The 21,558-nt window shown below is 57.1% G+C and carries 20 protein-coding genes; 11 read left to right on the plus strand and 9 right to left on the minus strand.

Annotation, left to right across the window (positions count from 1 at the left end):
* Window positions 1–76: 76 nt before the first annotated feature.
* Both ACR0AD_RS03520 and gap read right to left on the minus strand, forming a co-directional pair.
* Window positions 77–220, minus strand: a complete 144-nt coding sequence (locus ACR0AD_RS03520; protein ID WP_209596120.1) for a hypothetical protein — start codon at window positions 218–220, stop codon at window positions 77–79.
* 71 nt (window positions 221–291) lie between these two features.
* On the minus strand, window positions 292–1,293 hold the full coding sequence (gap, locus tag ACR0AD_RS03525) for a type I glyceraldehyde-3-phosphate dehydrogenase (RefSeq protein ID WP_267363431.1): 1,002 nt from the start codon (window positions 1,291–1,293) through the stop codon (window positions 292–294).
* 181 nt (window positions 1,294–1,474) lie between these two features.
* Here gap and ACR0AD_RS03530 point away from each other — a divergent pair, with 181 nt between their 5' ends.
* Window positions 1,475–2,434 carry a DUF808 domain-containing protein gene (locus ACR0AD_RS03530; RefSeq protein WP_480485750.1) on the plus strand — a complete coding sequence of 320 codons (960 nt, stop codon included), beginning with the start codon at window positions 1,475–1,477 and terminating at the stop codon, window positions 2,432–2,434.
* 57 nt (window positions 2,435–2,491) lie between these two features.
* Here the strand turns inward: ACR0AD_RS03530 and tkt are convergent, their stop codons facing one another.
* The gene (tkt, locus tag ACR0AD_RS03535; RefSeq protein ID WP_480485748.1) at window positions 2,492–4,516 is read right to left on the minus strand and encodes a transketolase; all 2,025 of its coding nucleotides are present in this window, start codon (window positions 4,514–4,516) and stop codon (window positions 2,492–2,494) included.
* Window positions 4,517–4,752: 236 nt separating this feature from the next.
* On the opposite strand from tkt, the gene ACR0AD_RS03540 reads away from it, so the two are divergent.
* The 3 genes from ACR0AD_RS03540 to ACR0AD_RS03550 are packed head-to-tail and all read left to right on the plus strand — an operon-like array spanning window position 4,753 to window position 6,235.
* Window positions 4,753–5,496: a hypothetical protein gene (locus tag ACR0AD_RS03540; RefSeq protein WP_480481109.1), complete on the plus strand. Its 744-nt coding sequence runs from the start codon at window positions 4,753–4,755 to the stop codon at window positions 5,494–5,496.
* Complete coding sequence (locus ACR0AD_RS03545; protein ID WP_209504034.1) at window positions 5,496–5,891, plus strand: cell division protein ZapA; 396 nt, start codon at window positions 5,496–5,498, stop codon at window positions 5,889–5,891. The genes ACR0AD_RS03540 and ACR0AD_RS03545 overlap by 1 nt, the downstream gene beginning before the upstream one ends.
* Window positions 5,888–6,235, plus strand: coding sequence for an MliC family protein (locus ACR0AD_RS03550; protein WP_480485746.1), 348 nt, complete (start codon window positions 5,888–5,890; stop codon window positions 6,233–6,235). The genes ACR0AD_RS03545 and ACR0AD_RS03550 overlap by 4 nt, the downstream gene beginning before the upstream one ends.
* Before the next feature lie 6 nt (window positions 6,236–6,241).
* Here ACR0AD_RS03550 and grxD read toward each other — a convergent pair whose 3' ends face one another.
* From grxD to ACR0AD_RS03580, 6 genes are all read right to left on the minus strand, one after another.
* Window positions 6,242–6,604 (minus strand): Grx4 family monothiol glutaredoxin, encoded by a 363-nt coding sequence (grxD, locus tag ACR0AD_RS03555; protein WP_480481103.1) that lies wholly within the window; start codon window positions 6,602–6,604, stop codon window positions 6,242–6,244.
* Complete coding sequence (locus ACR0AD_RS03560; protein WP_480485745.1) at window positions 6,591–6,881, minus strand: hypothetical protein; 291 nt, start codon at window positions 6,879–6,881, stop codon at window positions 6,591–6,593. Before ACR0AD_RS03560 ends, grxD begins: the two co-directional genes overlap by 14 nt.
* 235 nt (window positions 6,882–7,116) lie before the next feature.
* Window positions 7,117–7,353, minus strand: a complete 237-nt coding sequence (locus ACR0AD_RS03565) for a BolA/IbaG family iron-sulfur metabolism protein (protein WP_267363417.1) — start codon at window positions 7,351–7,353, stop codon at window positions 7,117–7,119.
* A 135-nt stretch (window positions 7,354–7,488) separates the two neighbouring features.
* Window positions 7,489–9,648, minus strand: coding sequence for a phosphoribosylformylglycinamidine synthase subunit PurL (gene purL / locus ACR0AD_RS03570; protein WP_480485743.1), 2,160 nt, complete (start codon window positions 9,646–9,648; stop codon window positions 7,489–7,491).
* Window positions 9,649–9,828: 180 nt separating this feature from the next.
* Window positions 9,829–12,075, minus strand: a complete 2,247-nt coding sequence (locus tag ACR0AD_RS03575; protein ID WP_480481097.1) for a mechanosensitive ion channel family protein — start codon at window positions 12,073–12,075, stop codon at window positions 9,829–9,831.
* A gap of 269 nt (window positions 12,076–12,344) precedes the next feature.
* Window positions 12,345–13,253, minus strand: a complete 909-nt coding sequence (locus ACR0AD_RS03580; RefSeq protein WP_480481095.1) for a LysR family transcriptional regulator — start codon at window positions 13,251–13,253, stop codon at window positions 12,345–12,347.
* Between the two features lie 169 nt (window positions 13,254–13,422).
* Between ACR0AD_RS03580 and ACR0AD_RS03585 the strand changes: the two genes are divergently transcribed.
* The 7 genes from ACR0AD_RS03585 (at window position 13,423) to ACR0AD_RS03615 (ending at window position 21,491) form a co-directional block, all read left to right on the plus strand.
* Window positions 13,423–16,842 (plus strand): indolepyruvate ferredoxin oxidoreductase family protein, encoded by a 3,420-nt coding sequence (locus tag ACR0AD_RS03585; RefSeq protein WP_480485741.1) that lies wholly within the window; start codon window positions 13,423–13,425, stop codon window positions 16,840–16,842.
* 78 nt (window positions 16,843–16,920) lie between these two features.
* The gene (locus ACR0AD_RS03590; RefSeq protein ID WP_480481091.1) at window positions 16,921–17,799 is read left to right on the plus strand and encodes a lysophospholipid acyltransferase family protein; all 879 of its coding nucleotides are present in this window, start codon (window positions 16,921–16,923) and stop codon (window positions 17,797–17,799) included.
* 8 nt (window positions 17,800–17,807) lie between these two features.
* Entirely contained in the window at window positions 17,808–18,617 is an 810-nt protein-coding gene (gene murI, locus ACR0AD_RS03595) for a glutamate racemase (RefSeq protein WP_209596136.1), read from the plus strand.
* A gap of 94 nt (window positions 18,618–18,711) precedes the next feature.
* A complete protein-coding gene (gene argC, locus ACR0AD_RS03600; RefSeq protein WP_480485740.1) occupies window positions 18,712–19,740 on the plus strand; it encodes an N-acetyl-gamma-glutamyl-phosphate reductase in 1,029 nt (342 codons plus the stop codon).
* Window positions 19,741–19,747: 7 nt separating this feature from the next.
* Window positions 19,748–20,194: a cytochrome c maturation protein CcmE gene (gene ccmE / locus ACR0AD_RS03605; RefSeq protein WP_209504023.1), complete on the plus strand. Its 447-nt coding sequence runs from the start codon at window positions 19,748–19,750 to the stop codon at window positions 20,192–20,194.
* 116 nt (window positions 20,195–20,310) lie between these two features.
* A complete protein-coding gene (locus tag ACR0AD_RS03610; RefSeq protein ID WP_480485738.1) occupies window positions 20,311–20,922 on the plus strand; it encodes a holin-associated N-acetylmuramidase in 612 nt (203 codons plus the stop codon).
* Window positions 20,913–21,491, plus strand: coding sequence for a holin family protein (locus tag ACR0AD_RS03615; RefSeq protein ID WP_480485736.1), 579 nt, complete (start codon window positions 20,913–20,915; stop codon window positions 21,489–21,491). The genes ACR0AD_RS03610 and ACR0AD_RS03615 overlap by 10 nt, the downstream gene beginning before the upstream one ends.
* Window positions 21,492–21,558: the final 67 nt, after the last annotated feature.

The following is a 21,558-nucleotide window of genomic DNA, read 5'->3' on the forward strand; positions in this document are numbered from 1 at the left end:
CTCCGTACAAATATCTCAGCCATATGAGTTAGCGCTAACAATTACAGATCAAGCGAAATGTCAAGAAAAACCTCTGTCATCGCCAAAAAGCGAGCCAGTCCAGAAAGTCGTATAGCTTCTTACCGAGGAACAACATGTGCTCGGTTCCATACAAGGCTACGTCCAGCATCATGCCCCCAAGCAGAAGGACGCCAAGCCAGATGGCAATTTGATTGTTCATGTCGGTTCCGAACGAAAATGCCCGCCCAGATAACCTGAGCGGGCATCAACGTACAAGCGAAGTCCGAAGGGTCAGTTAAGGCGTCCCATGGCGACGGCTACGTCTGCCATGCGAACCGAGAAACCCCACTCGTTGTCATACCAGGCCAGCACGCGCACCATGCGATCATCGACGACACGGGTCTGGTCGGGTGCGAAGATCGAGCTTTCTTCGGTGTGGTTGAAATCGGTTGATACCAGCGGTGCGGGCTCATATCCCAGAACGCGCTGCATCGGGCCCTTGGCTGCTTCTTCGACGATTGCGTTGATCTCGGCCACCGAGGTGTCACGCGACGCGCGGAAGGTCAGGTCAACCGCTGAAACGTTCGGGGTAGGGACCCGGATGGCAGACCCGTCCAGACGGCCTTTCAGGTTTGGCAGAACTTCACCCAAAGCTTTGGCCGCACCGGTTGAGGTCGGGATCATCGACATTGCGGCAGCGCGGGCGCGATAGAGGTCGCTGTGACGACGGTCCAGCGTGGGCTGGTCGCCGGTATAGGCGTGAATGGTGGTCATGATACCGTGTTCAATGCCGACGCCCTCGTCCAGCACCTTGGCCAGCGGGGCCAGGCAGTTGGTGGTGCAGGAGCCGTTCGACACCATGTTGTCGTTCGCGGTCAGAGTGTTGTGGTTCACACCAAAAACGATGGTTTTGTTCACGTTCTTGCCGGGAGCGGACAACAGCACCTTACCTGCACCGCGATCCAGATGTGTTTTGGCCTTGTTGCCGTCATTGAATTTACCGGTGCATTCCAGAACGACGTCACAGCCTTCCCAGTCCAGTTCATTCATATCGTAGGTGGAAAACATCTGCATCGGGCCACGGCCCAGATCCATTGTGTTGCCTTCGATCGAAACTTCGCGCGGGAACCGCCCGTGAACGCTGTCATATTTCAGCAGATGCGCAGAGGTTTCCAATGGGCCGGTTGCGTTGACTTTGATCACTTCGATGTCGTTACGCCCCGACGCGGCGATGTGCGACAGGGTGCAGCGGCCAATACGGCCAAAACCATTGATACCGACCTTGATGGTCATGTGACGTCTCCTGATGCGCTTGCGTTGAGGGCCATATAGCGGCGAAATGGGAATCTCAAAAGGGCAAAAACGGCATATTTTTAAGGTGTTAGCGCAAACCTGCGACGGTTGCGCTAACGCTTGCGCTAGCCGTTGGATCAGGTAGGGTCCAGATGCGGCAGTGATTGGGAAAGGAAACGCAATGAGTGGTCTTTTGGCCTTGTTGGACGATGTGGCCGGGATCGCCAAGGTTGCGGCGACATCGGTGGACGATGTCGTGGCCGCGGCGGGCAAGGCAGGGGCCAAGACGGCCGGTGTGATCATCGACGACGCTGCGGTAACACCAAAATACGTTCAAGGCTTTGCCCCGGCGCGCGAATTGCCGATCATCTGGCGTATCGCGCGCGGTTCGGTTTTCAACAAAATCATACTCCTGTTGCCGGTAGCCTTGCTGCTGGCCAATTTCGCCCCGTGGCTGATCACCCCACTGTTGATGCTGGGTGGATCATATTTGTGTTTTGAAGGTGCCGAGAAGATTTTTCACGTTCTGTTTCCTCATGGAAGTCACGTCATAGAGGAAGACATGAAAAACCGGGATCCGGGCCATCTGGAAGAGCAGAAGGTCAAGGGCGCGATCAAAACTGATTTTATCCTCTCAGCCGAGATTATGACCATTGCACTGGCGGCGATCGAAGCGCCAAACCTTTGGATGCAGGCCGCGACGCTGGCCGTTGTAGGGATCGGCGTGACGGTGGCCGTCTATGGGTCGGTGGCTCTGATCGTGAAGATGGATGATGTTGGGCTTTATCTGGCGCAGAACGCGCCAACACCTATCGGTCGCGGTCTGGGCCGAGGGTTGGTCAAGGCAATGCCCGGGGTGATGAAAACATTGTCCGTTGTCGGAACTGCGGCGATGCTTTGGGTCGGTGGCTCGATCGTCATCCACGGTCTGGAAGTGCTTGGTTTTGGTTGGCTGCAGCATCAGATCTATGACTGGGCCAAAGCGATTGCATATTCAGCGCCCGAGGACTGGGCCGCTGCGGTGAAATGGCTGGCCAAAGCGACAATGGACGGAGTTCTGGGCCTAGCCTGGGGACTGGTTTTGATCCCAATGGCCACCAAGGTGATCATGCCTTTGTTCGGCAAGTCCAAAGCGCACTGAAAAGAAACGGAAAAGGGCGGCTGAAGCCGCCCTTTGGTTGATTGTTCTGGTATAAGCTTACAGCCCCAACAATTCCTTGACCTTGGCCACGGTTGCTTCGGCGGAGATGCTGAAATGCTTGTATAGCTCACCGGCAGGGGCCGAGGCACCAAAGCTCGACATGCCGATGAACCCGGCTTTGGCTTCGCGGCCACGTTCACCCAGCAACCAACGATCCCAGCCGCCAGCACGAACCGCGGCTTCGATACCAACGCGGACCGGACCTGCCGGAAGGACGCGCTTGCGGTAGGCTTCGTCCTGCTCTGCGAACAGCTCCATGCAGGGCATCGAAACAACACGCGTGCCGATACCTTCGGCCTCGAGCGTCGCTTTGGCTTCCATGGCCAGCGACACTTCGGAACCTGTTGCAATCAGGATCGCCTGACGCTTACCTTCTGCCTCGGCCAGAACGTAAGCACCCTGAGCGGTCAGGTTCTTGGTCTTGTGCTCGGTACGAACCGTTGGAACACCCTGACGGGTCAGCGACAGGACCGAGGGGCTTTCCTTGAAGGTCAGCGCCAGTTCCCATGCCTCGGCCGTTTCAATGGTGTCAGCGGGGCGGAACACAAAAGTGTTGGGGGTTGCACGCGAGATCGCCAGATGTTCAACCGGCTGGTGGGTCGGGCCATCTTCGCCCAGACCGATCGAGTCATGGGTCATCACAAAGACGCTGGGGATCTTCATCAGCGCGGCCAGACGCATGGACGGGCGGGCATAATCTGTGAAGGCCATGAACGTGCCGCCATAGGGACGGATACCACCATGCAGCGCCATACCGTTCATCGCGGCCGCCATGCCGTGTTCACGGATACCGTAATGGATGTAGCGACCCTTGCGGTTTTCCGGTAGGAATACCCCCATATCGGCCGATTTGGTGTTGTTCGATCCGGTCAGGTCCGCCGAACCACCAACGGTTTCGGTCATGATCGGGTTCACAACGTTCAGGACCTTCTCCGACGACGAACGGGTGGCCAGTTTTGGCTGGTCTTCGGACATCTGCTTTTTGAAGGCACGAATGGCGCCAGCCAGTCGCTTGGGGGTCTCGAACGCATAGGCGCGGGTGAACTCAGCCTGCTTACGCTCGGACAGTTGTGCGAAACGCGCTTCCCATTCCGCACGCTCGGCAGCGCCACGCGCACCGATGGCTTCCCATGCGGATTTGACATTGGCAGGCACGTCAAACGCGTCATGCGTCCAGCCATAGGCCTTCTTGGCAGCCTTCAGCTGATCCGGATCGGTCAGCGCACCGTGCCCCTTTGACGTGTCCTGAGCCGCGTGGCCCAAAGCGATGTGGGTTTCGCACGCGATCATGGTCGGCTTGTTCGACTTCTTCGCCTGAACGATGGCCGCGTCGATGGCCTTGGGGTCATGACCGTCGATTTCGATCACATGCCAGCCCGACGCCGCAAAGCGGCGAACCTGATCGGTGCGGTCCGCGATGTCGACGGTGCCGTCGATGGTGATGTTGTTGTTGTCCCAGAAAACGATCAGCTTGCTCAGCTCGTGACGGCCGGCCAGGGTGATTGCCTCCTGGCTTACGCCTTCCATAAGGCAACCGTCGCCCGCGATGACATAGGTATAGTGGTCAACAACCTTCTTGCCATAATGTGCACGCTGGATTTCTTCGGCCATCGCAAAGCCCACGGCGTTCGAGATACCCTGACCCAGCGGGCCGGTCGTGGTCTCAACACCAGCGACCAGAAAGTTTTCGGGGTGGCCTGCGGTTTTTGCGCCCAACTGGCGGAAATTCTTGATCTCCTCCAGCGTCACATCTGCATATCCCGTAAGGTACAGCAACGAATAGACCAGCATCGAACCATGGCCTGCGGACAGGATGAAGCGGTCGCGATCCGGCCAGTTCGGGGCCGAGGCGTCAAACTTCAGATGCTTTTCGAACAGGACGGTGGCGACATCAGCCATGCCCATGGGCATACCGGAATGTCCGGAGTTTGCAGCGGCGACGGCATCAAGGGTCAATGTGCGGATGGCCGCAGCTTTGTCCCAGTGTTCGGGGTTGGCATTGCGCAGCGCAGTCAGGTCCACGGGCGTTGTTCCTTTGGATAAAAAGCAGATTGCGGGCTCAATACCACTCAGCACTCAAAGTGCAAGCAGAACCGGGGTTTATCCGCCTGGATTGCTTGAAGTGCGTGGCCCAAGTGGTTGAAAGCAAACAGTGGGTATTTTCTGTCGCATTCCGTTAGACTGGCGGCAGGCGGGATTCGATTTTGATTCGGATCGCTTCGCAACAGAATGAACCTTGATAAAGAGGTGACAGGGGCATGAGCCAACTTGAGGAATTACAGCACCGCATTATTGCGGCGATGGACCGTATCGGAGCGGGCGTCGACGCATTGGGCGGTGCGACCGTAGATGCCCGGCCAGATGACGGCCTCCAGGCAGCGCTTGAAGATGAAAAAGTTGCGAACGCGCAGCTTCAGGAACGTCTGAGAACCCTGAAGGAACAGCACGAACAGGAAGTGGACGGGTTGCGTGCCGATCTTGAGGAGTTGCGAACCGCTCCGGCCGATACAGCCGAAACAGACGCTCTGCGATCCGAGCTGGAAGAAGCCCGTGCGAAAATCGCATCGGTCGAAGCCGCGCGCGCTGAATTGGCCGAAGCCAAGGCCGCATTGGACAATAGCACCGAGCTGGAGGCGCTGAAGGCGGAAAACAGCCGGCTAAAGGAAGAACTGTCAGACACTGTTCGCGTCGACGACCTGAGCGCCGAGCTTGAGATGCTGCGCGCTGAACGGACCAGCCACGGCGCTGCAATGTCGCGGCTGGACGACGATCTGCAACGGATGCGCAAGGCAAACGAGCAGTTGCGCACTGCGATAGACGAATTGCGCGCCGCCGCCGCCGAAGGTGTCGCAGATGCCGAGCTGCTGAACCGGGCCACCGTCGCGGAACTGGAAGCAACGCGCGCGGCGCAGGCGTCAGACGCCGCCGAAGCGCAGGCCGTTCTTGCAAGGTTGGAACCTCTGCTGTCGCAGGCGAAACTTGTTGAAGGTGAGGTAGAGTAATGCCCGAAGTGACCATTCATATCGGCGGGCGCGGTTTTGACGTATCCTGCCGGGACGGGGAAGAGCCCTTTCTGCACGCTGCCGCCAAAGTGTTGGACGACGAGGCGCAGGTGCTGTCCGATCAGATCGGTCGTATGCCGGAATCCCGCATGTTGCTGATGGCCGGTTTGATGCTGGCCGACAAGACTGCGGCGACAGAGGACAAGGTCAAATCGCTCGAAGGGAAACTGGCCGAAGCCGAAGCCGAGCTTCAGGCGCTGCGAAGCGCCCCGGCGCCCGAACCTGAGCGCATTGAAGTGGCTGTGGTTCCACCATCCGTTACAGATACGCTGGCCGAACTGGCCGCACGGGCCGAAGCGCTGGCCGCAGTAGTTGAGGAGAAAAAGGCACGATGAAGTTCCTGCGCAAATTCATCTGTGCGGTGGCGCTGATTGCGCCCGCGACAACAGCATTGGCTGAGATCGATATTCTGTCTGTCACCTTCACCTGTGAAAACGGAATACCGCTGCCTGTCACCTATTTCAACGCGCCGGGTAGTACAGGTGCAGCGGCAACCTTGGTGGACAATTCTCTGGTTGTGATGCGTCAGGTCCAAAGCGGGTCTGGTATCCGCTACGAATCCATTGGTGATGGTGGAACCTACATCCTGCGTTCGAAAGGGTGGGACGCGTCCGTAAGCTATTTGGCGGCAGGCGCCGCCGTTGAGCAGGAGATCTACCGGGGTTGTTCCAGCCGTTAGGCTGGATTACGCGTTTGCTTCGCGAATTTTGTCGGCTGCTTCCTTGTTGTAGCCGACGTTGTTTTCGTCGAACAACGCGTCCAGTTCGCCCGACAGAGTCATCTCGGTGATGATATCGCAGCCGCCAACAAACTCACCTTTGACGTAAAGCTGGGGCACAGTGGGCCAGTCGGAATAATCCTTGATCCCCTGACGCACCTCTTCATCGGCCAGAACGTTCACATCCGTGTATTCAACGCCCATGTAGTTCAACACGCCAGCCACGCGCGAGGAGAACCCGCATTGCGGCATTTCCTTGGTGCCTTTCATATACAGCACCACATCGTTGGCTTTGACGGTTTGGTCGATCTGGGTCTTAACGTCGGTCATCTTGTTTTTCCTTTACATCCGCACCTGCGGGGATTGTTCCATCACTGGGCAAACTGGGTGCCCATCCTTCCGTTTCAAGCCGCCGGTGTTCGGCCTGCGCCATTTCCACCGGATCAAGCCCGTACCTCTCAAGGCCGCCCACTTTGCTGAGTTCACCCGGATCTGGACGCATGTCGGCGAGGTTGCGTTTTCTGTTCCGCTTCACATAGGCTTCGATCAGCGCGGCGGCAACTATCAAAGCTGCGATTGCTGATATCCAAACCTGCCATGAACTCATTTTTTGGGAACCATCGCTTTGGCGTAGGCCTGTGGGTCTCTGGTGACCCGAGACACGGTTACATGACCACCGCCGCCTCCCAACACGGTTCCGTGGTCTATCAATTGGTCTCCGTGACCAGGTTTCACACCCCGAATTTTGTCGGAGCGCCTATTTTTCATTGCCGATCTGATAATAAAGGCGCTGCCGGCAAAGGCAATCAGTCCACAAATGCCGTATATCCAGACGGTTGCACTCACTCAGGTACTTTCGTCGTCAGCGCCAGCGCGTGCAGCTCACCATCTGGGCCATCCATCTTGCCTTTCAGCGCGGCATAAACCGCGCGTTGTTGCTGCACCCGGTTTTTGCCGCGAAAGCTCTCGTCCACCACCATGGCGGACATATGAACACCGTCGTTGCCGCCGACCTGAATATCCGCATCAGGAAAAGCTTCTCGCAGCAGGTGTTCGATTTGATGGGCGCTCATCGGCATGTAGGTAACTCCTGAAGGTCTTTCCAAAGATGTAGAGCGCCTGAACCGGGCGCGCAAGGGCACATGAATGTGCCAAAACGACGAAACCTGCGCTTATTCAGGGCGCAGGTTTCGAGCGAGATTTTTATAGCCTGATCAGGCGACGGCGTCGGCAAAACTGTTGCGGAAAATGGCCTTCAAGTCTTCTAACGAGGCCTCCGAGCCGCCGATCCTGATCGTATCGCCGGTGAAACGGCCAACCGAGACCAGCGGCACACCTGCCTGACCCGCCGCGATCATCAACGCCTCGGCCTGATCAAAGTTGCACGCGACCAGATACCGCGCCTGATCTTCCCCGAACAGGAATTCCGTCGGTGCATCATCCAGGCACACGCCAACCCCGGCGGCCTCGGAAAGTTCGAAGGCCGCCAGCGCAAGGCCGCCATCACTCAGGTCTGTGCAGGCCTTGATCATTCCACGATTGGCGCGAATGAAATCACCGTTGCGTTTTTCAGCGTCCAGATTCACATGCGGCGCGTCGCCATCTTCTCGGTTGAAGACTTCGGCCAGAAGGGCTGACTGACCCAGATGGCCTTTGGTTTCACCGATCACCAAAGCCACGTGACCCTCACGCACCTCGTTGCCGATGATTTCATCGCTGTGGTTCAGCAGCCCGACAGCGCCGATTGTTGGGGTGGGCAGGATCGCCTGACCGTCGGTTTCATTATACAGCGACACGTTGCCGGACACGATCGGCATATCCAGCGCGCCGACTGCGGCGCCGATGCCCTGAATAGCGCCAACAAACTGGCCCATGATTTCGGGCTTTTCCGGGTTGCCGAAGTTCAGGTTGTCGGTGGTAGCCAACGGTTTCGCCCCAACAGCCGTCAGGTTACGGTAGGCTTCGGCCACCGCCTGTTTGCCGCCTTCAACCGGGTTGGCGCGGACGTAGCGCGGGGTCACGTCAGAGGTAAACGCCAGCACCTTGTCGGTGCCGTGCACGCGCACCATACCCGCACCCAAGCCCGGTGTCCGGTTTGTATCCGCCATCACCATCGTGTCGTATTGCTCATAAACCCACTGCTTGCCCGCGTAGTTGGGCGACGATAGCAGGGCGCGCAGGCCGTCAATCGGGTCGATCTGAGGCACTTCAGCCAGTTCTTCGGCTTCGGGCGTCGGCACCCAAGGGCGATCATATTCGGGCGCGGTCGAAGACAGTTTGGACAGGACGAGATCGGCCTTGACCTCACCGTTGTGCATGATCAGGAAGCGGTCTTCGGCAATGGTTTCGCCAACGATTGCGAAATCGAGATCCCATTTTTCGAACACGGCGCGGGCCTCGGCCTCAAGTTCGGGTTTGAGAACCATCAGCATGCGTTCCTGAGATTCGGACAGCATCATTTCATAAGCTGTCATGTTCTCTTCGCGCTGGGGGACGTTTTCCAGATCCAGACGTACGCCCAGACCGCCCTTGTCGCCCATCTCAACCGCGGAACAGGTCAGGCCCGCAGCACCCATGTCTTGAATCGAGATCACGGCACCGGTCTGCATCAGCTCAAGCGTTGCTTCCATCAGGCGTTTCTCTGTGAAGGGATCACCCACCTGAACAGTAGGGCGTTTTTCCTCGATGGTGTCGTCAAACTCGGCCGAGGCCATCGTCGCGCCGCCAACACCGTCGCGTCCGGTCTTGGCACCCAGATAAACCACAGGCATTCCCACGCCCGACGCGGCAGAGTAGAAAATCTTGTCGCTGTCGGCCAAACCGGCGGCAAAGGCGTTCACAAGGCAGTTGCCGTTGTAAGCCGGGTGAAAGCGGACCTCGCCCCCAACGCAAGGCACACCGAAACAGTTGCCATAGCCGCCAATGCCTTCGACCACGCCGTTGACCAGCTGGCGGGTTTTGTGGTGGCCGGGTTCACCGAAGGACAGCGCGTTCATCGAAGCGATCGGGCGGGCACCCATGGTGAACACGTCCCGAAGGATGCCGCCGACACCCGTTGCCGCGCCTTGATAGGGCTCGATGTAAGACGGGTGATTGTGACTTTCCATCTTGAAAACAACGGCCTGACCGTCGCCGATATCCACAACACCGGCATTCTCGCCCGGTCCGCAAATGACCTGAGGCCCTGAGGTCGGAAGAGTGCGCAACCACTTCTTCGACGACTTGTAAGAACAATGTTCGTTCCACATAGCCGAGAAAATGCCAAGCTCGGTAAAGGTCGGTTCACGCCCGATGATCTCGAGGATCATGTCATATTCCTCGGGCTTGAGCCCATGTGCGGCAATCAGATCGGGTGTGATGGCGGGCTCTTGCATCTTCTGTCCTGTGTCCAAGTGGGCCGAGATTGCGCGCCTTGTAGGGCAAGCACGCGCGTGTGGAAAGGGTCAAGTCGGCGCAGGTCGCGTCTTTCAAAGAAAAACGGAACCGGCATCACAGCCGGTTCCGAATAACCGTACAGCAGTCCTGCTGCAAATCGCCGACGTAAACCCCGAAGGTTACGCCGATCCCTGGTCTTTGTTGACCTCGGCAGCAGCTGCGGCGCCAACAGCAGTCTTCTGTTCGGGCGTCAGATGCTCGACCTCTTCCAGCCCGGGAATTGCAACGCGCACCTCGCGGCGGGCAAAGTCGATGCCGTTGGCCTTGAACTCGGCCTTGACCTTGTTGAAGATTTCCTTGCGCAAGGTGAACTGCTTGCCCGGTTTGGCCATGAATTTACCGCGAATGATCATGCCCACATCGTCGAAGTCGAACACGCCCTGCGATTTGAACGGTTGCAGAAAGCCTTCTTTGTGGGTTTCGTCCTCCATCATCTCGGCCCCGATCTTTTTGAAGATTTTCTTGACCTTGTTGGGATCGGTATCAAAGGGCACGGTGAATTTCAGCTTCATGATCACCCAGTCACGGCTGTAATTCGTCAGCTTCTGGATTTCACCATAAGGGATTGTGTGCACAGGCCCCCTGTGATGGCGCAGTTGCATCGAGCGGATCGAGATTTTTTCGACCGTCCCGGTGGTTCCGCCCACATCAACATATTCGCCGACGCGGAAGGCATCATCGACCAGAAAGAAAACACCACCGACGATATCCGCCACCAGTTTCTGAGCACCAAAGCCGATGGCCAGACCCAGAACACCGGCACCGGCCAGAAGCGGTGTGATGTTGATACCCAGCGCACCCAAGGCCAGCAGGCCAAAGATTACCGAAATTGTGACTTGGGCCGTAATCCGCATCAGCGGCAGAACCGTCGCCAGACGAGAGCCCCCGGCACCGCCGCCTTCACCGCTTGCTTCCTCGTCGACTGCTTCAGCTGCGGTCTGTTCCTTGGCCAGCCTGCGGTTGATCCATAGTGAAACAACCTCGTTCAGGATGTAGCCGACCGCAATGATCAGAAGGAATTCAATGACAGCGCCGCCAACTTCGGCACTGACACCGGCCGAGGCGACATTGCGCAGGTCAAGATGCCACGTGCGGGCGATCATGAAAACCACGACCAAACCCGCAATAACCCGCCCAATCCGGATATAGCTGCGCTTGGCCGCGCGATGAGCGCGTTCGGCCAGCGGGCCTTCTCCTGACATTGGCGGCTGCAAGTGGCGCACCAGCCCGCGGATCAAAGTGTCGAGGGCAGGGGCAATCAGCAACCAGAACATGGTTGTGAAATGCGCACCACCTCCAAGCAATCTGAGCGTCGACGGATCGCGTTGCGCGACCAGGAATTCGACCAGCAGCCAGATTGTCACCGAAACGCCAATGGCGAAGTAGGGATAATAATGCGCAACTTCTTCATCGAATTTTGTGCGGTCCGGGTCTGTTCCCAGCATCATCTGAGACAACCCGTCGCGCGCGGTCCAAGCGATGACGGCGATATAGACATGGATTGCCGCATTCAGCCAGAAGGCGATGCGTGTGTCGTCCCCTGTGATACCATTTAGGGCGTTGAATCGCACAACAAACAGTGTGAACCCGATCAGGATCAACAGCCCGATCAGATTGCGATGCAGATATTTTGCCCAATGGTCGTCAATACTCACCAGCCGATATTTTGGCTTCTCCGGTGCCAGAACAAAACGTGAGGCCGCAGCCCCCAGGCGTGGAATCCAGATCAGATAGAAAACAAACGGAGCGGCATAAGTGATCTGTTCGGGTGTCAGAAGCCCGCGACCAATCGCGCGAATGACAACATAGAACACGATCAGCCCGGCAATTTCGCGGCAGAACCTGCGGAACAGGTAACTGATGGCGCCCCTGAGATCGGCCTCATCCCCAACTTCGGTCGCTTCATGCCAGCGACGGGTCAGGAAAATGAACAGTTTCTCGGCTATGAAACCCGCAATCAACACAGAAAGAATAAGCCCAAACAGGGTAAGGACGCCGGACGTTCCAAACGTGTCGCTGAAATTGCCAAACGCAGTTATCTGTGCCGTGACAATATTGGGAAGCGTGGTCAGAACATGTGTCCAGGACGAGACCATCTCGGCCCATATCTCACTGATTTCGGTCAGCGGGTCTTCCACGTTCGCCTTCTCGGCAGCCTGCTTTTCGGCGACCGCATCAAGGCGCTCTAACAGAATGGCGCGCACCTGGTCATCTGACATGCGGGCAACCAGACCATCGACCTGCTCAGGTGTTAGATCGTCCGGAATGGTCACTGAAGAAGTTGAGCCGGTATCTTGCGCATAAAGCGGAACCGCCAAAAATAGAGTGCAGACAATCGCCAACATAAGGCGGAATGGGTGGAACATGATTCTCCCTCGAACACGAAATTATCTCGTTTTTTTGGGATCATATGCCTATGCGTGTATTTTTCCCAGAGCTTTCGCTGACTTGATGCAACGCCTAGAGCAAAAAAAAGGCCGAGCAATAAGCTCGGCCGTAGTCCAACAGGGAGGTATGAAGATGATGAGCGTTTCAGCATCACCGCCTTCGAGTGCTCATTTAGGGGTCAGATTGTAAACGTTCAAGGAATTTAACCCTGAAATGTCCTCATGCCCGCTATGCCATTTATGCATAGCTAAAGTTTTCCCATCTTTTTCAGTTGTTTGCGCTGTGCGATGATCTCGTCCTGCACAAAGTCGCGGAACGCCCCGACACGTTTGGAGTGTCGGAGTTCTTCGGGATAAGCCAGATAGACCGGCACGTCAGCGGTTTCGACATCCGACAGAACTGGCACAAGATGCGGGAAATCCTGTGTGACGTAATCTGGCAGAACCCCAATGCCGAGATTGTGCAACACTCCCTGAAGGACGCCGAAGTAGTTGTTTACCGTCAACAGGGATGCGGGATTGTAGGTCATAAGGTGGCGAACCATGGCCGCGCTGGCGCCCACCTGGGGTGCCGCGGGTGTTTGACAGATCAGCCGGTGATTTTGGATATCCTCCAGAGATTTCAGCATTCCACCATGGGCTTCGATGTAGTTGTGCGTCGCGTAAAGCGCCATCTGAACCGTCATCAGGCGTTTTCGCACAAGATCTGCCTGGCTGGGTTCCTTCATGCGAATGGCGACATCCGCTTCTCGCATGGGAAGGTCCAGAACTCGTTCTTCCAGCATCAGGTCGATGTTCAGATCAGGATATTGTTCATAAAGCTTGGGCAGGCGAGGGGCGAGCCACAGTGTGCCGAACCCAAAGGTCGTCGTGACCCGAAGAACGCCAAAGACCTCTTCTTCACTGTCGCGAATGCGTGCGGCAGCTGCGTCCAGCCGTTTTGACATGGCGGATGTGGCGTCGAACAACAATTCACCCTGTTCGGTGAGAATCAGCCCCCGGGCGTGACGGTGAAAAAGGGTGGCATCCAACGACTCTTCCAGCGCACGGATCTGTCTGCTCACGGCGGATTGAGACAAATTGAGCTTGTCCCCGGCATGTGTGAGGCTGCCCGCATCGGCCACCGCGTGAAATATTCTAAGCTTGTCCCAATCCATCGCCGCAACTTTCGTTATCTTTTCGAACGCCTATATGAAACAGGTAACAAGTTCTACAATCAAAGGCCGAAATCGTTACAGTTCAGTGCATAAAACCTATACAGGTCAGAAATTATGACCTAAAATGCGCTGAGTACATGCACACTGATCTGGCGAGGGGAGACGTCTGATGAGTCAGCCACAGATTACGTTAAACGACCGGTTCGATCTTGAGAAAAGCCCCGTTCTTCTGAACGGAACACAGGCACTTGTCCGGTTGATGCTGATGCAAAAGGCCAGAGACCGGCAGGCGGGACTGAACACTGCGGGGCTGGTGACTGGATATCGTGGCTCGCCACTTGGCGCTGTTGATCAGCAGATGATGCGGGCGCAAAGGCAGTTGTCCCAAAGCGATGTTACGTTTCAATTCGGATTGAACGAAGATCTGGCGGCAACGGCGCTGTGGGGCAGCCAACAGGCCGGCTTGCGCGGCGACGGCAAGTTCGATGGGGTTTTTGGGCTTTGGTACGGCAAGGGGCCGGGCGTAGACCGGTCCGGTGATGTCATGCGCCACGCGAATATGGCCGGAACCGCCAAGCATGGCGGTGTGCTTATGGCGATGGGTGATGACCATACCGGCGAAAGCTCGACCGTGTTGCATCAGTCCGAATGGTCACTGGTAGATATGTATATGCCTGTCGTCAGCCCGGCGGGTGTGCAGGAAATCCTCGACTACGGAATTTACGGCTTTGCGCTCAGCCGTTTTGCTGGGGTTTGGGTTGGGCTAAAGACCATGAAGGACACAATCGAGGTTACCTCGGTTGTGGATGGTCGCCCCGACCGAATGCAGGTCGTCGTACCTGATTTCGATATGCCGGAAGGCGGTTTGAATTTCCGCCTTGGGGACACGCCGCACCTGCAAGAAACGCGTGTCATCGACTACAAAAGGTTTGCAGCCGAGACGTTTTCGCATGCCAACAAGCTGGACAGGCGGATATGGGGCAAACCGGGTGCAAAGATCGGGTTTGTTGCGGCGGGCAAGAACTGGCTGGACCTGACCCATGCGCTGTCGCTATTGAATATCAATGAATCCGAAGCCGAACGGCTGGGGATCACGACCTACAAGGTGGGGCAGACCTTCCCGCTGGACATGGTCGGGTTCCACGACTGGGCCGAAGGGCTGGACCTGATCGTGATTGTCGAGGAAAAGCGCAAGCTGATCGAGGTTCAAGTCAAAGAGGCTATCTTTGACGACCGTCGCGGCCGCCGGGTTTATGGGTGGTACAAGGGCGGTGCCGGTACGTTGCACCGCGACGAACTGTTTCCGACCCGTGGCGCGCTCGACCCGATCATGATTGCTGAAAAGCTGGGTGAAATCCTGATCGAAGAAGGGCGTGAAACCGATGGTATTCGGGCCGGGCTGGCCTCTTTGTCCGAGGCGCGCCGGGCCGACAACGCACAGGAAATCGCAACAAGGCTTCCGTATTTCTGCTCGGGCTGTCCGCACAACAGTTCGACCAAAGTCCCGGATGGCAGCCGTGCCTATGCAGGAATCGGTTGTCATTACATGGTTCAGTGGATGGACCGGAACACCACGGGCTTTACCCAGATGGGCGGTGAAGGCGCGAACTGGATCGGTGAGGCCCCGTTTTCGACCACCAAACACGTGTTCCAGAACCTTGGCGATGGCACCTATAACCACTCGGGCGTTCAGGCGATCCGCGCGGCGTTGTCTGCGGGTACGAACATCACCTTCAAGATCCTGTTCAACGATGCAGTCGCCATGACGGGCGGGCAGGAGAATGAAGGCGATCTGACCGCAGAACGGATCGTTGCCGAAGTCAAAGCCATGGGTGTCCGTGAGGTTGCTCTGGTCTATGACGAAAAGGAAGACGTAAACTTCAAGGCTCTGCCGTCGAGTGTTCAGACGTTCGAGCGTGCGGAACTGATGCAGGTGCAGGAGAAGTTCCGCGAGATCGAGGGTGTTTCGGTCATCGTTTATGTTCAGACCTGTGCGGCCGAGAAGCGCCGCCGCCGCAAACGCGGCACGTTCCCGGACCCGGACAAGCGCGTCTTCATCAATACCGATGTTTGCGAGGGCTGCGGCGATTGCGGGGTGCAATCGAACTGCGTGTCGATTGTGCCCAAGGAAACAGAACTCGGGCGCAAGCGCGCCATCGATCAGTCAAGCTGCAACAAGGATTATTCCTGCCTGAACGGCTTTTGCCCGTCCTTCGTTACGCTTGAGGGGGCGAAGATCCGCAAAGAGGCAACAACCGAAATCGACTTGCCCGACCTGCCGATGCCGGTGCTGCCCAAGATCAGCGGTACGCATAACGTGGTGATCACGGGTGTCGGGGGAACCGGTGTTGTCACGCTGGGCGCAATTCTTGCACAGGCTGCCCAGATTGACGGCAAAGGCGCGGGCATGATGGAAATGGCGGGCCTGGCGCAGAAAGGCGGCGCGGTACACATCCATTGCCGTCTGGCCAATGCACCCGAAGACATCAGCGCCATCCGTGTCGCAACCGGCGAAGCTCATGCACTGATCGGCGGTGATCTGGTGGTATCCGCCGGAGCCAAAACATTGGGCCTGACGCGCACTGGCCGTACAGGCGCCGTTGTGAACAGCCATGAGACGGTAACAGGCGACTTTACGCGCAATACCGAGTTCCGCATTCCTGCCGACCAGCTGGAACTGGCCCTCCAGGCTCGGTTGAAAGAAGATGTCTCGCTGTTTGACGCGACCGAGTTGGCACGCGCCGTGATGGGCGACTCGATCTATTCCAACATGATGATCTTTGGCGCGGCCTGGCAGCGCGGGTTGTTGCCCGTCAGCCATCAGGCGATCTTTGATGCCATCGAATTGAACGGAACTACGATTGAACGGAACAAGCGTGCGTTTGATATCGGGCGTTGGGCGGTTCTTCATCCGGCAGAGGTACAGTCCATTCTGTCCCCGACCGTGACCGAGATTCCCAAATCGCTGGATCAGAAGATCGAATTCCGCGCAAGCCATCTGACCGACTACCAAGGTGCGCGGCTGGCCAAGCGGTATCGCAAGCTGGTCGACAGTGTTGAGGATGCGGATATCCGCGAAGCGGTGGCAAAAGGCTATCACAAGCTGTTGTCCTACAAGGATGAATACGAAGTCGCGCGCCTTCTTCTGACAAGCCGTGACAAAGCGGCTGCCGAGTTCGATGGCGATTTCAAGATGACATTCCATCTGGCCCCGCCCTTTTTGGGGGGATCGGGCAGCAACGGCAGACCGCGCAAACGTGCTTTCGGGGAGTCGGTCATTGGCCCATTGAAGCTTTTGACCCGGTTGAAGGCGCTGCGCGGTACGCCGCTGGATATATTTGGCTATTCGTCGGAACGCAGGATGGAGCGTGCGTTGATCCGTCAATATGAAAAGGACATGCGCGAAGTTCTGCCGCTTGTGTCGCAGACCACGCGCGATGCGATTGCCGCCCTGGCCCGTTTGCCGCTGGATATCCGTGGATTTGGCCCGGTATTGCGCGAGAACGAGGCCAAAGCAGCCAAGCGGCGCGAGGAGTTGCTGGCCGTCATTCGCGGCGGGGGGGCAGGGTTGCAGACTGCAGCGGAATAAAACGTCACAAGCGTGTCACGATAGCTAGGCAAAATTGTTACTTGCACCTATTTTGCAGGCAACAAACCGGAGACCCATATGCCTTCTCGTCGTCATGCCGTTCGCGACATTTCCTACGCGCATTCCGCCGATACTAAAGGCGGGCGGATGGTTATCAAGCTGATGGAGAACACCACAGGCCGTATGCGCCTGATCAAACGTGCGGACGGGTACGAGAAAGACGTTGCCAATGGGCGCGACTTTTGGGCCGTGATGGTTGAACGTTATGGGCTGACACTGGACGTGGCAGGGGGATCGCTTTCGAATGTTCCGAAAGACGGTCCTCTGATCCTGATTGCCAATCATCCCTACGGAATTCTGGATGGCCTGATGATGGGACATATCCTGTCCGAGACACGGGGTGATTTCCGCATTCTGGCCCATCGGGTGTTTCGCAAGGCCGAAGACCTGAATCGCATCATTCTGCCAATTTCGTTTGATGAAACGAAAGAGGCGATGCAGCTGAACCTTGAGACCCGCAAAACCGCGCTCAGCTATCTGGGCGAAGGCGGGGCGATCGGCATTTTTCCCGGCGGGACGGTCAGCACCGGGGTTAAGCCGTTTTCCCACCCCATGGATCCGGGTTGGCGCGGGTTTACCGCGCGGATGGTGGCCAAATCGAATGCCACAGTTGTCCCGGTTTTCTTTGATGGCCACACGTCTCGTCTGTTTCAGATCGCCAGCCATCTGCACAGTACTTTGCGGATGGGCCTGCTGATCAAAGAGTTCAAGAAACGCGTTGATACACCGGTGAAAGTCGTGATCGGAGAGCCGATACGCCGTGACATTCTGGACCCGCTCAGCAAGGATACGCGCAAGATGATGGATTTCCTGCGCAAAGCCACGTATGAGCTGTCTCCAACGCCGTTGAAGTCTTATGACTACGGCTATGAGTTTGAGGAACGGCATCGCGCCTGAAGGATCTAATGGCAGTAGGTATCTTCGATTCCGGTTTGGGCGGTCTGACCGTCCTGAGTGCCGCGCAGCAACGTCTGCCGGACGTTGATTTCCTGTATTTTGCAGATAGTGCACACGCGCCATACGGTGTGCGTGATGCCGAGGATATCTATCAACTGACCCGCAAGGCGGTTCAGGATCTGTGGTCGCGTGGCTGCAATCTGGTGATTCTGGCCTGCAACACGGCCAGCGCCGCAGCGTTGCGGCGCATGCAGGAAGAGGGCGTGCCCAGCGGCAAACGCGTTCTTGGCGTTTTTGTCCCGTTGATCGAAGCGCTGACCGAACGGCAATGGGGCGACAATTCTCCGCCGCGCGAAGTGGCCGTCAAACATGTGGCATTGTTTGCAACGCCTGCCACGGTATCCAGTCGGGCCTTTCAGCGTGAATTGGCCTTTCGGGCCATCGGTGTGGATGTCGAGGCACAGGCCTGTGGCGGCGTTGTGGATGCCATAGAAGACGGCGACATGATCCTGGCCGAAGCCTTGGTGCGCAGCCATGTGGATGCGCTCAAGCGCAAGATGCCGGAACCTCAGGCCGCTATTCTGGGCTGCACGCATTACCCGTTGATGGCCGAAGCATTCCAGGCTGCGTTGGGTGAAGATGTGCAGGTTTACAGCCAGGGTGCGCTTGTTGCTGACAGTCTGGCAGATTACCTGCAACGTCATCCCACCATGTTGGGCGAGGGCCCAAGTGGTTTTCTGACAACGGGCAAACCCAATGTTGTCAGCGACCGGGCGACGCAATTCCTCCGACGACAAATCACGTTCCAGGCTGCCTGACTTAGGTCAAGGACGCAGCCGCTCTGCTTCCCTTATTTCAAGGCCGTCGCAACGGCGGTCGAAACATGTGACACTCAAGTGAAAGAGGTCTGACATGACCCACAAAATCGCAATTCTGGGCGCTTCGGGCTATACTGGCGCTGAACTGGTGCGGCTGATCGCCGAGCACCCGAACATGGATATCGTCGCGCTGGCCGCCGAACGTAAGGCTGGCATGACCATGGCGCAGGTCTTCCCGCATCTGCGCCACATGGATCTGCCGGACTTGTGCAAAATCTCCGAGATCGACTTTGCGCAGGTCGACCTGTGTTTTTGCGCCTTGCCGCACAAAACCAGTCAGGAAGTGATCCGGGACTTGCCGAAAGGCCTGAAAATCATTGACCTGTCCGCAGACTTCCGGCTGGCAGACCCCGACGAGTACGAAAAATGGTACGGTAATCCGCATACCGCGCTAAAACAGCAGGAAGAGGCGATCTATGGTCTGACCGAGTTCTACCGCGAAGACATCAAGAGGGCACGGCTTGTTGCGGGTACCGGGTGCAATGCGGCGACCGGGCAATATGTTCTGCGGCCACTGATATCCGCCGGGGTCATTGATCTGGACGATATCGTTCTTGATCTGAAATGCGCCGTATCAGGGGCAGGGCGGTCACTGAAGGAAAACCTGCTGCACGCTGAACTGAGCGAAGGCAGCAATGCCTATTCCGTCGGCGGGACACACAGGCATCTTGGCGAGTTCGATCAGGAGTTTTCGAAACTTGCCGGTCGGGCTGTGCATGTGCAGTTCACGCCCCACCTTATCCCTGCAAACCGGGGTATTCTGGCCACAACCTATGTGAAGGGTGACCCGCACAGCATCTACGAAACGCTTGCCAAAGCCTATGCGGATGAGCCGTTCATCCAGATGCTGCCGATGGGTGAGACCCCTTCGACCCACCATGTGCGGGGGTCGAATTTCTGTCACATCGGTGTTGTGGCGGATCGGATTGAGCGGCGCGCAATTGTGATTGCGGCGCTAGATAATCTGACAAAAGGTAGCAGTGGGCAAGCCTTGCAGAACGCGAACCTGATGTTAGGTGAAGATGAAACTCTGGGCCTGATGATGGCCCCGCTTTTCCCGTGAGGATGGTATGAAAACGCTCAAGAAACGTCGGCGCGTACAAGTCATTCTGGTGGCAGTTGTTGCCTTGGTGGCGGCAACAGCGTTGATTGGCTGGGCATTGCAGGACGGGATCAACTTTTTCCGCTCGCCCAGCGAGGTGATTGCAGAGCCGCCGAAACCGACCGAAGTGTTTCGGATTGGCGGCTTGGTCGAAGAAGGCTCGATCATCCGCGGACAGGGCGAAACCATTCGTTTTGTTGTAACGGATGGTGGTGAAAGCGTTCCGGTCTCGTTCACAGGTGTCCTGCCTGATCTATTCTCGGAAAATCAGGGGATGATCGGCACAGGCAGTTACGTGAACGGAGTCTTTGAAGCGACTGAAATTCTTGCCAAACACGATGAAACCTACATGCCGAAAGAGGTCATGGACGCTCTGAAAGAGCAAGGTGTCTATAAAGGCGCGGAAGAAAGCTGAAGCTGTTTGAATCTGTTACGGAGCGTTGCGTGCATGGTGCATGCAGCGCTCCGTTTCGTTTTGATTCGTTAATGTCTGTCGGAAACGGTGTGGCCACCTAACGTTACGAGGGTGGTATGCAAACGGTTCGGCAAATTGCCAAAGAGATTGTGGCCCGTGAAGGGGGCTTTGTTGATGACCCCGACGATCCGGGCGGGGCAACCAAGTACGGGGTCACGATACACACCCTGCGCAGGCTGGGCTTGGATCTGACTGGCGACGGACGGGTTGACGAGGCGGATGTGCGCGCATTGTCCCGTCGGCAAGCGGTCGACATTTTTGTGCGGCACTATTTCGAAAAGCCGCGCATTGTTGAGCTGCCCGAAACCCTGCATGCCTCTGTTTTCGACATGTATGTGAATTCCGGTGCGCAGGCGGTGAAGATCCTTCAGCGGCTGCTACAGGAAATGGGGTTCAAAGTCACCGCCGATGGCGTAATCGGGCCGCAAACCGTGGCGGCCTGCGAAAGCGCGGCGCAGCCAGAGCCTGACGTCTTGCGCGACGCTTACGGAATTGCGCGGCGAAACTACTATTTTCGCCTTGCTGATCGGCGGCCTGCATCCAGAAAATACGCGCATAGCCGATCAGGCGGCAAAGGTGGCTGGATAAAACGGGCGGAAGAGTTCCTTTCGCCGCGTTATCACCTGTCGGACAGCGATTTTAACAGAAGGATCGCGGCATGGGGCTGATTTCAGGTGTGTTGGCGCTGCTGTTTGGCAACGGGCGCAACGTCTTGCAGGAAACCGCAGAACTCTATCGTGAAAACACCGAAGCTAGCGCGGTGCGCGCTTACGAGGTTCAAACTCAGGCCATGGTGCAGTTCGGTAGCGAATTTCAGGCACCTCAGAAGGGCCTGTTTGACCGTGTCATGGACGGTGTAAACAGGTTGCCGCGCCCGGCGCTTGCATTGGGAACGCTTGGCTTGTTTGTTGCCGCCATGGTCGACCCAATATGGTTTGCCGCACGGATGCAGGGCATAGCCTTGGTCCCAGAGCCGCTGTGGTGGTTGCTGGGCGTAATCGTTTCGTTTTACTTTGGCGCGCGTCACCAAAGTAAAATGCAGGATTTTCAGCGGGATATCCACTCAACCATGACGCAACTGCCAACGGTCATGAGCAATATCGAGGCCTTGCGCACGATGCAGAGCGACAGCCCGGGAGTTGCTGATCCCGGTCCGGATGCTGTGCTGAACAGCGATGTCATACGTCCCGAGGAAAACCAGGCGTTAAACGATTGGCGAAAGCTTCGCGGTATCTGACCCGCGACACTTTGTGCGTACAGATCAAGCTAAAGGTCATGGCCCCCGGTTCCGCACCGGCGTATAT

It is taken from the genome of Ruegeria sp. BH8 (genome assembly GCF_056538065.1).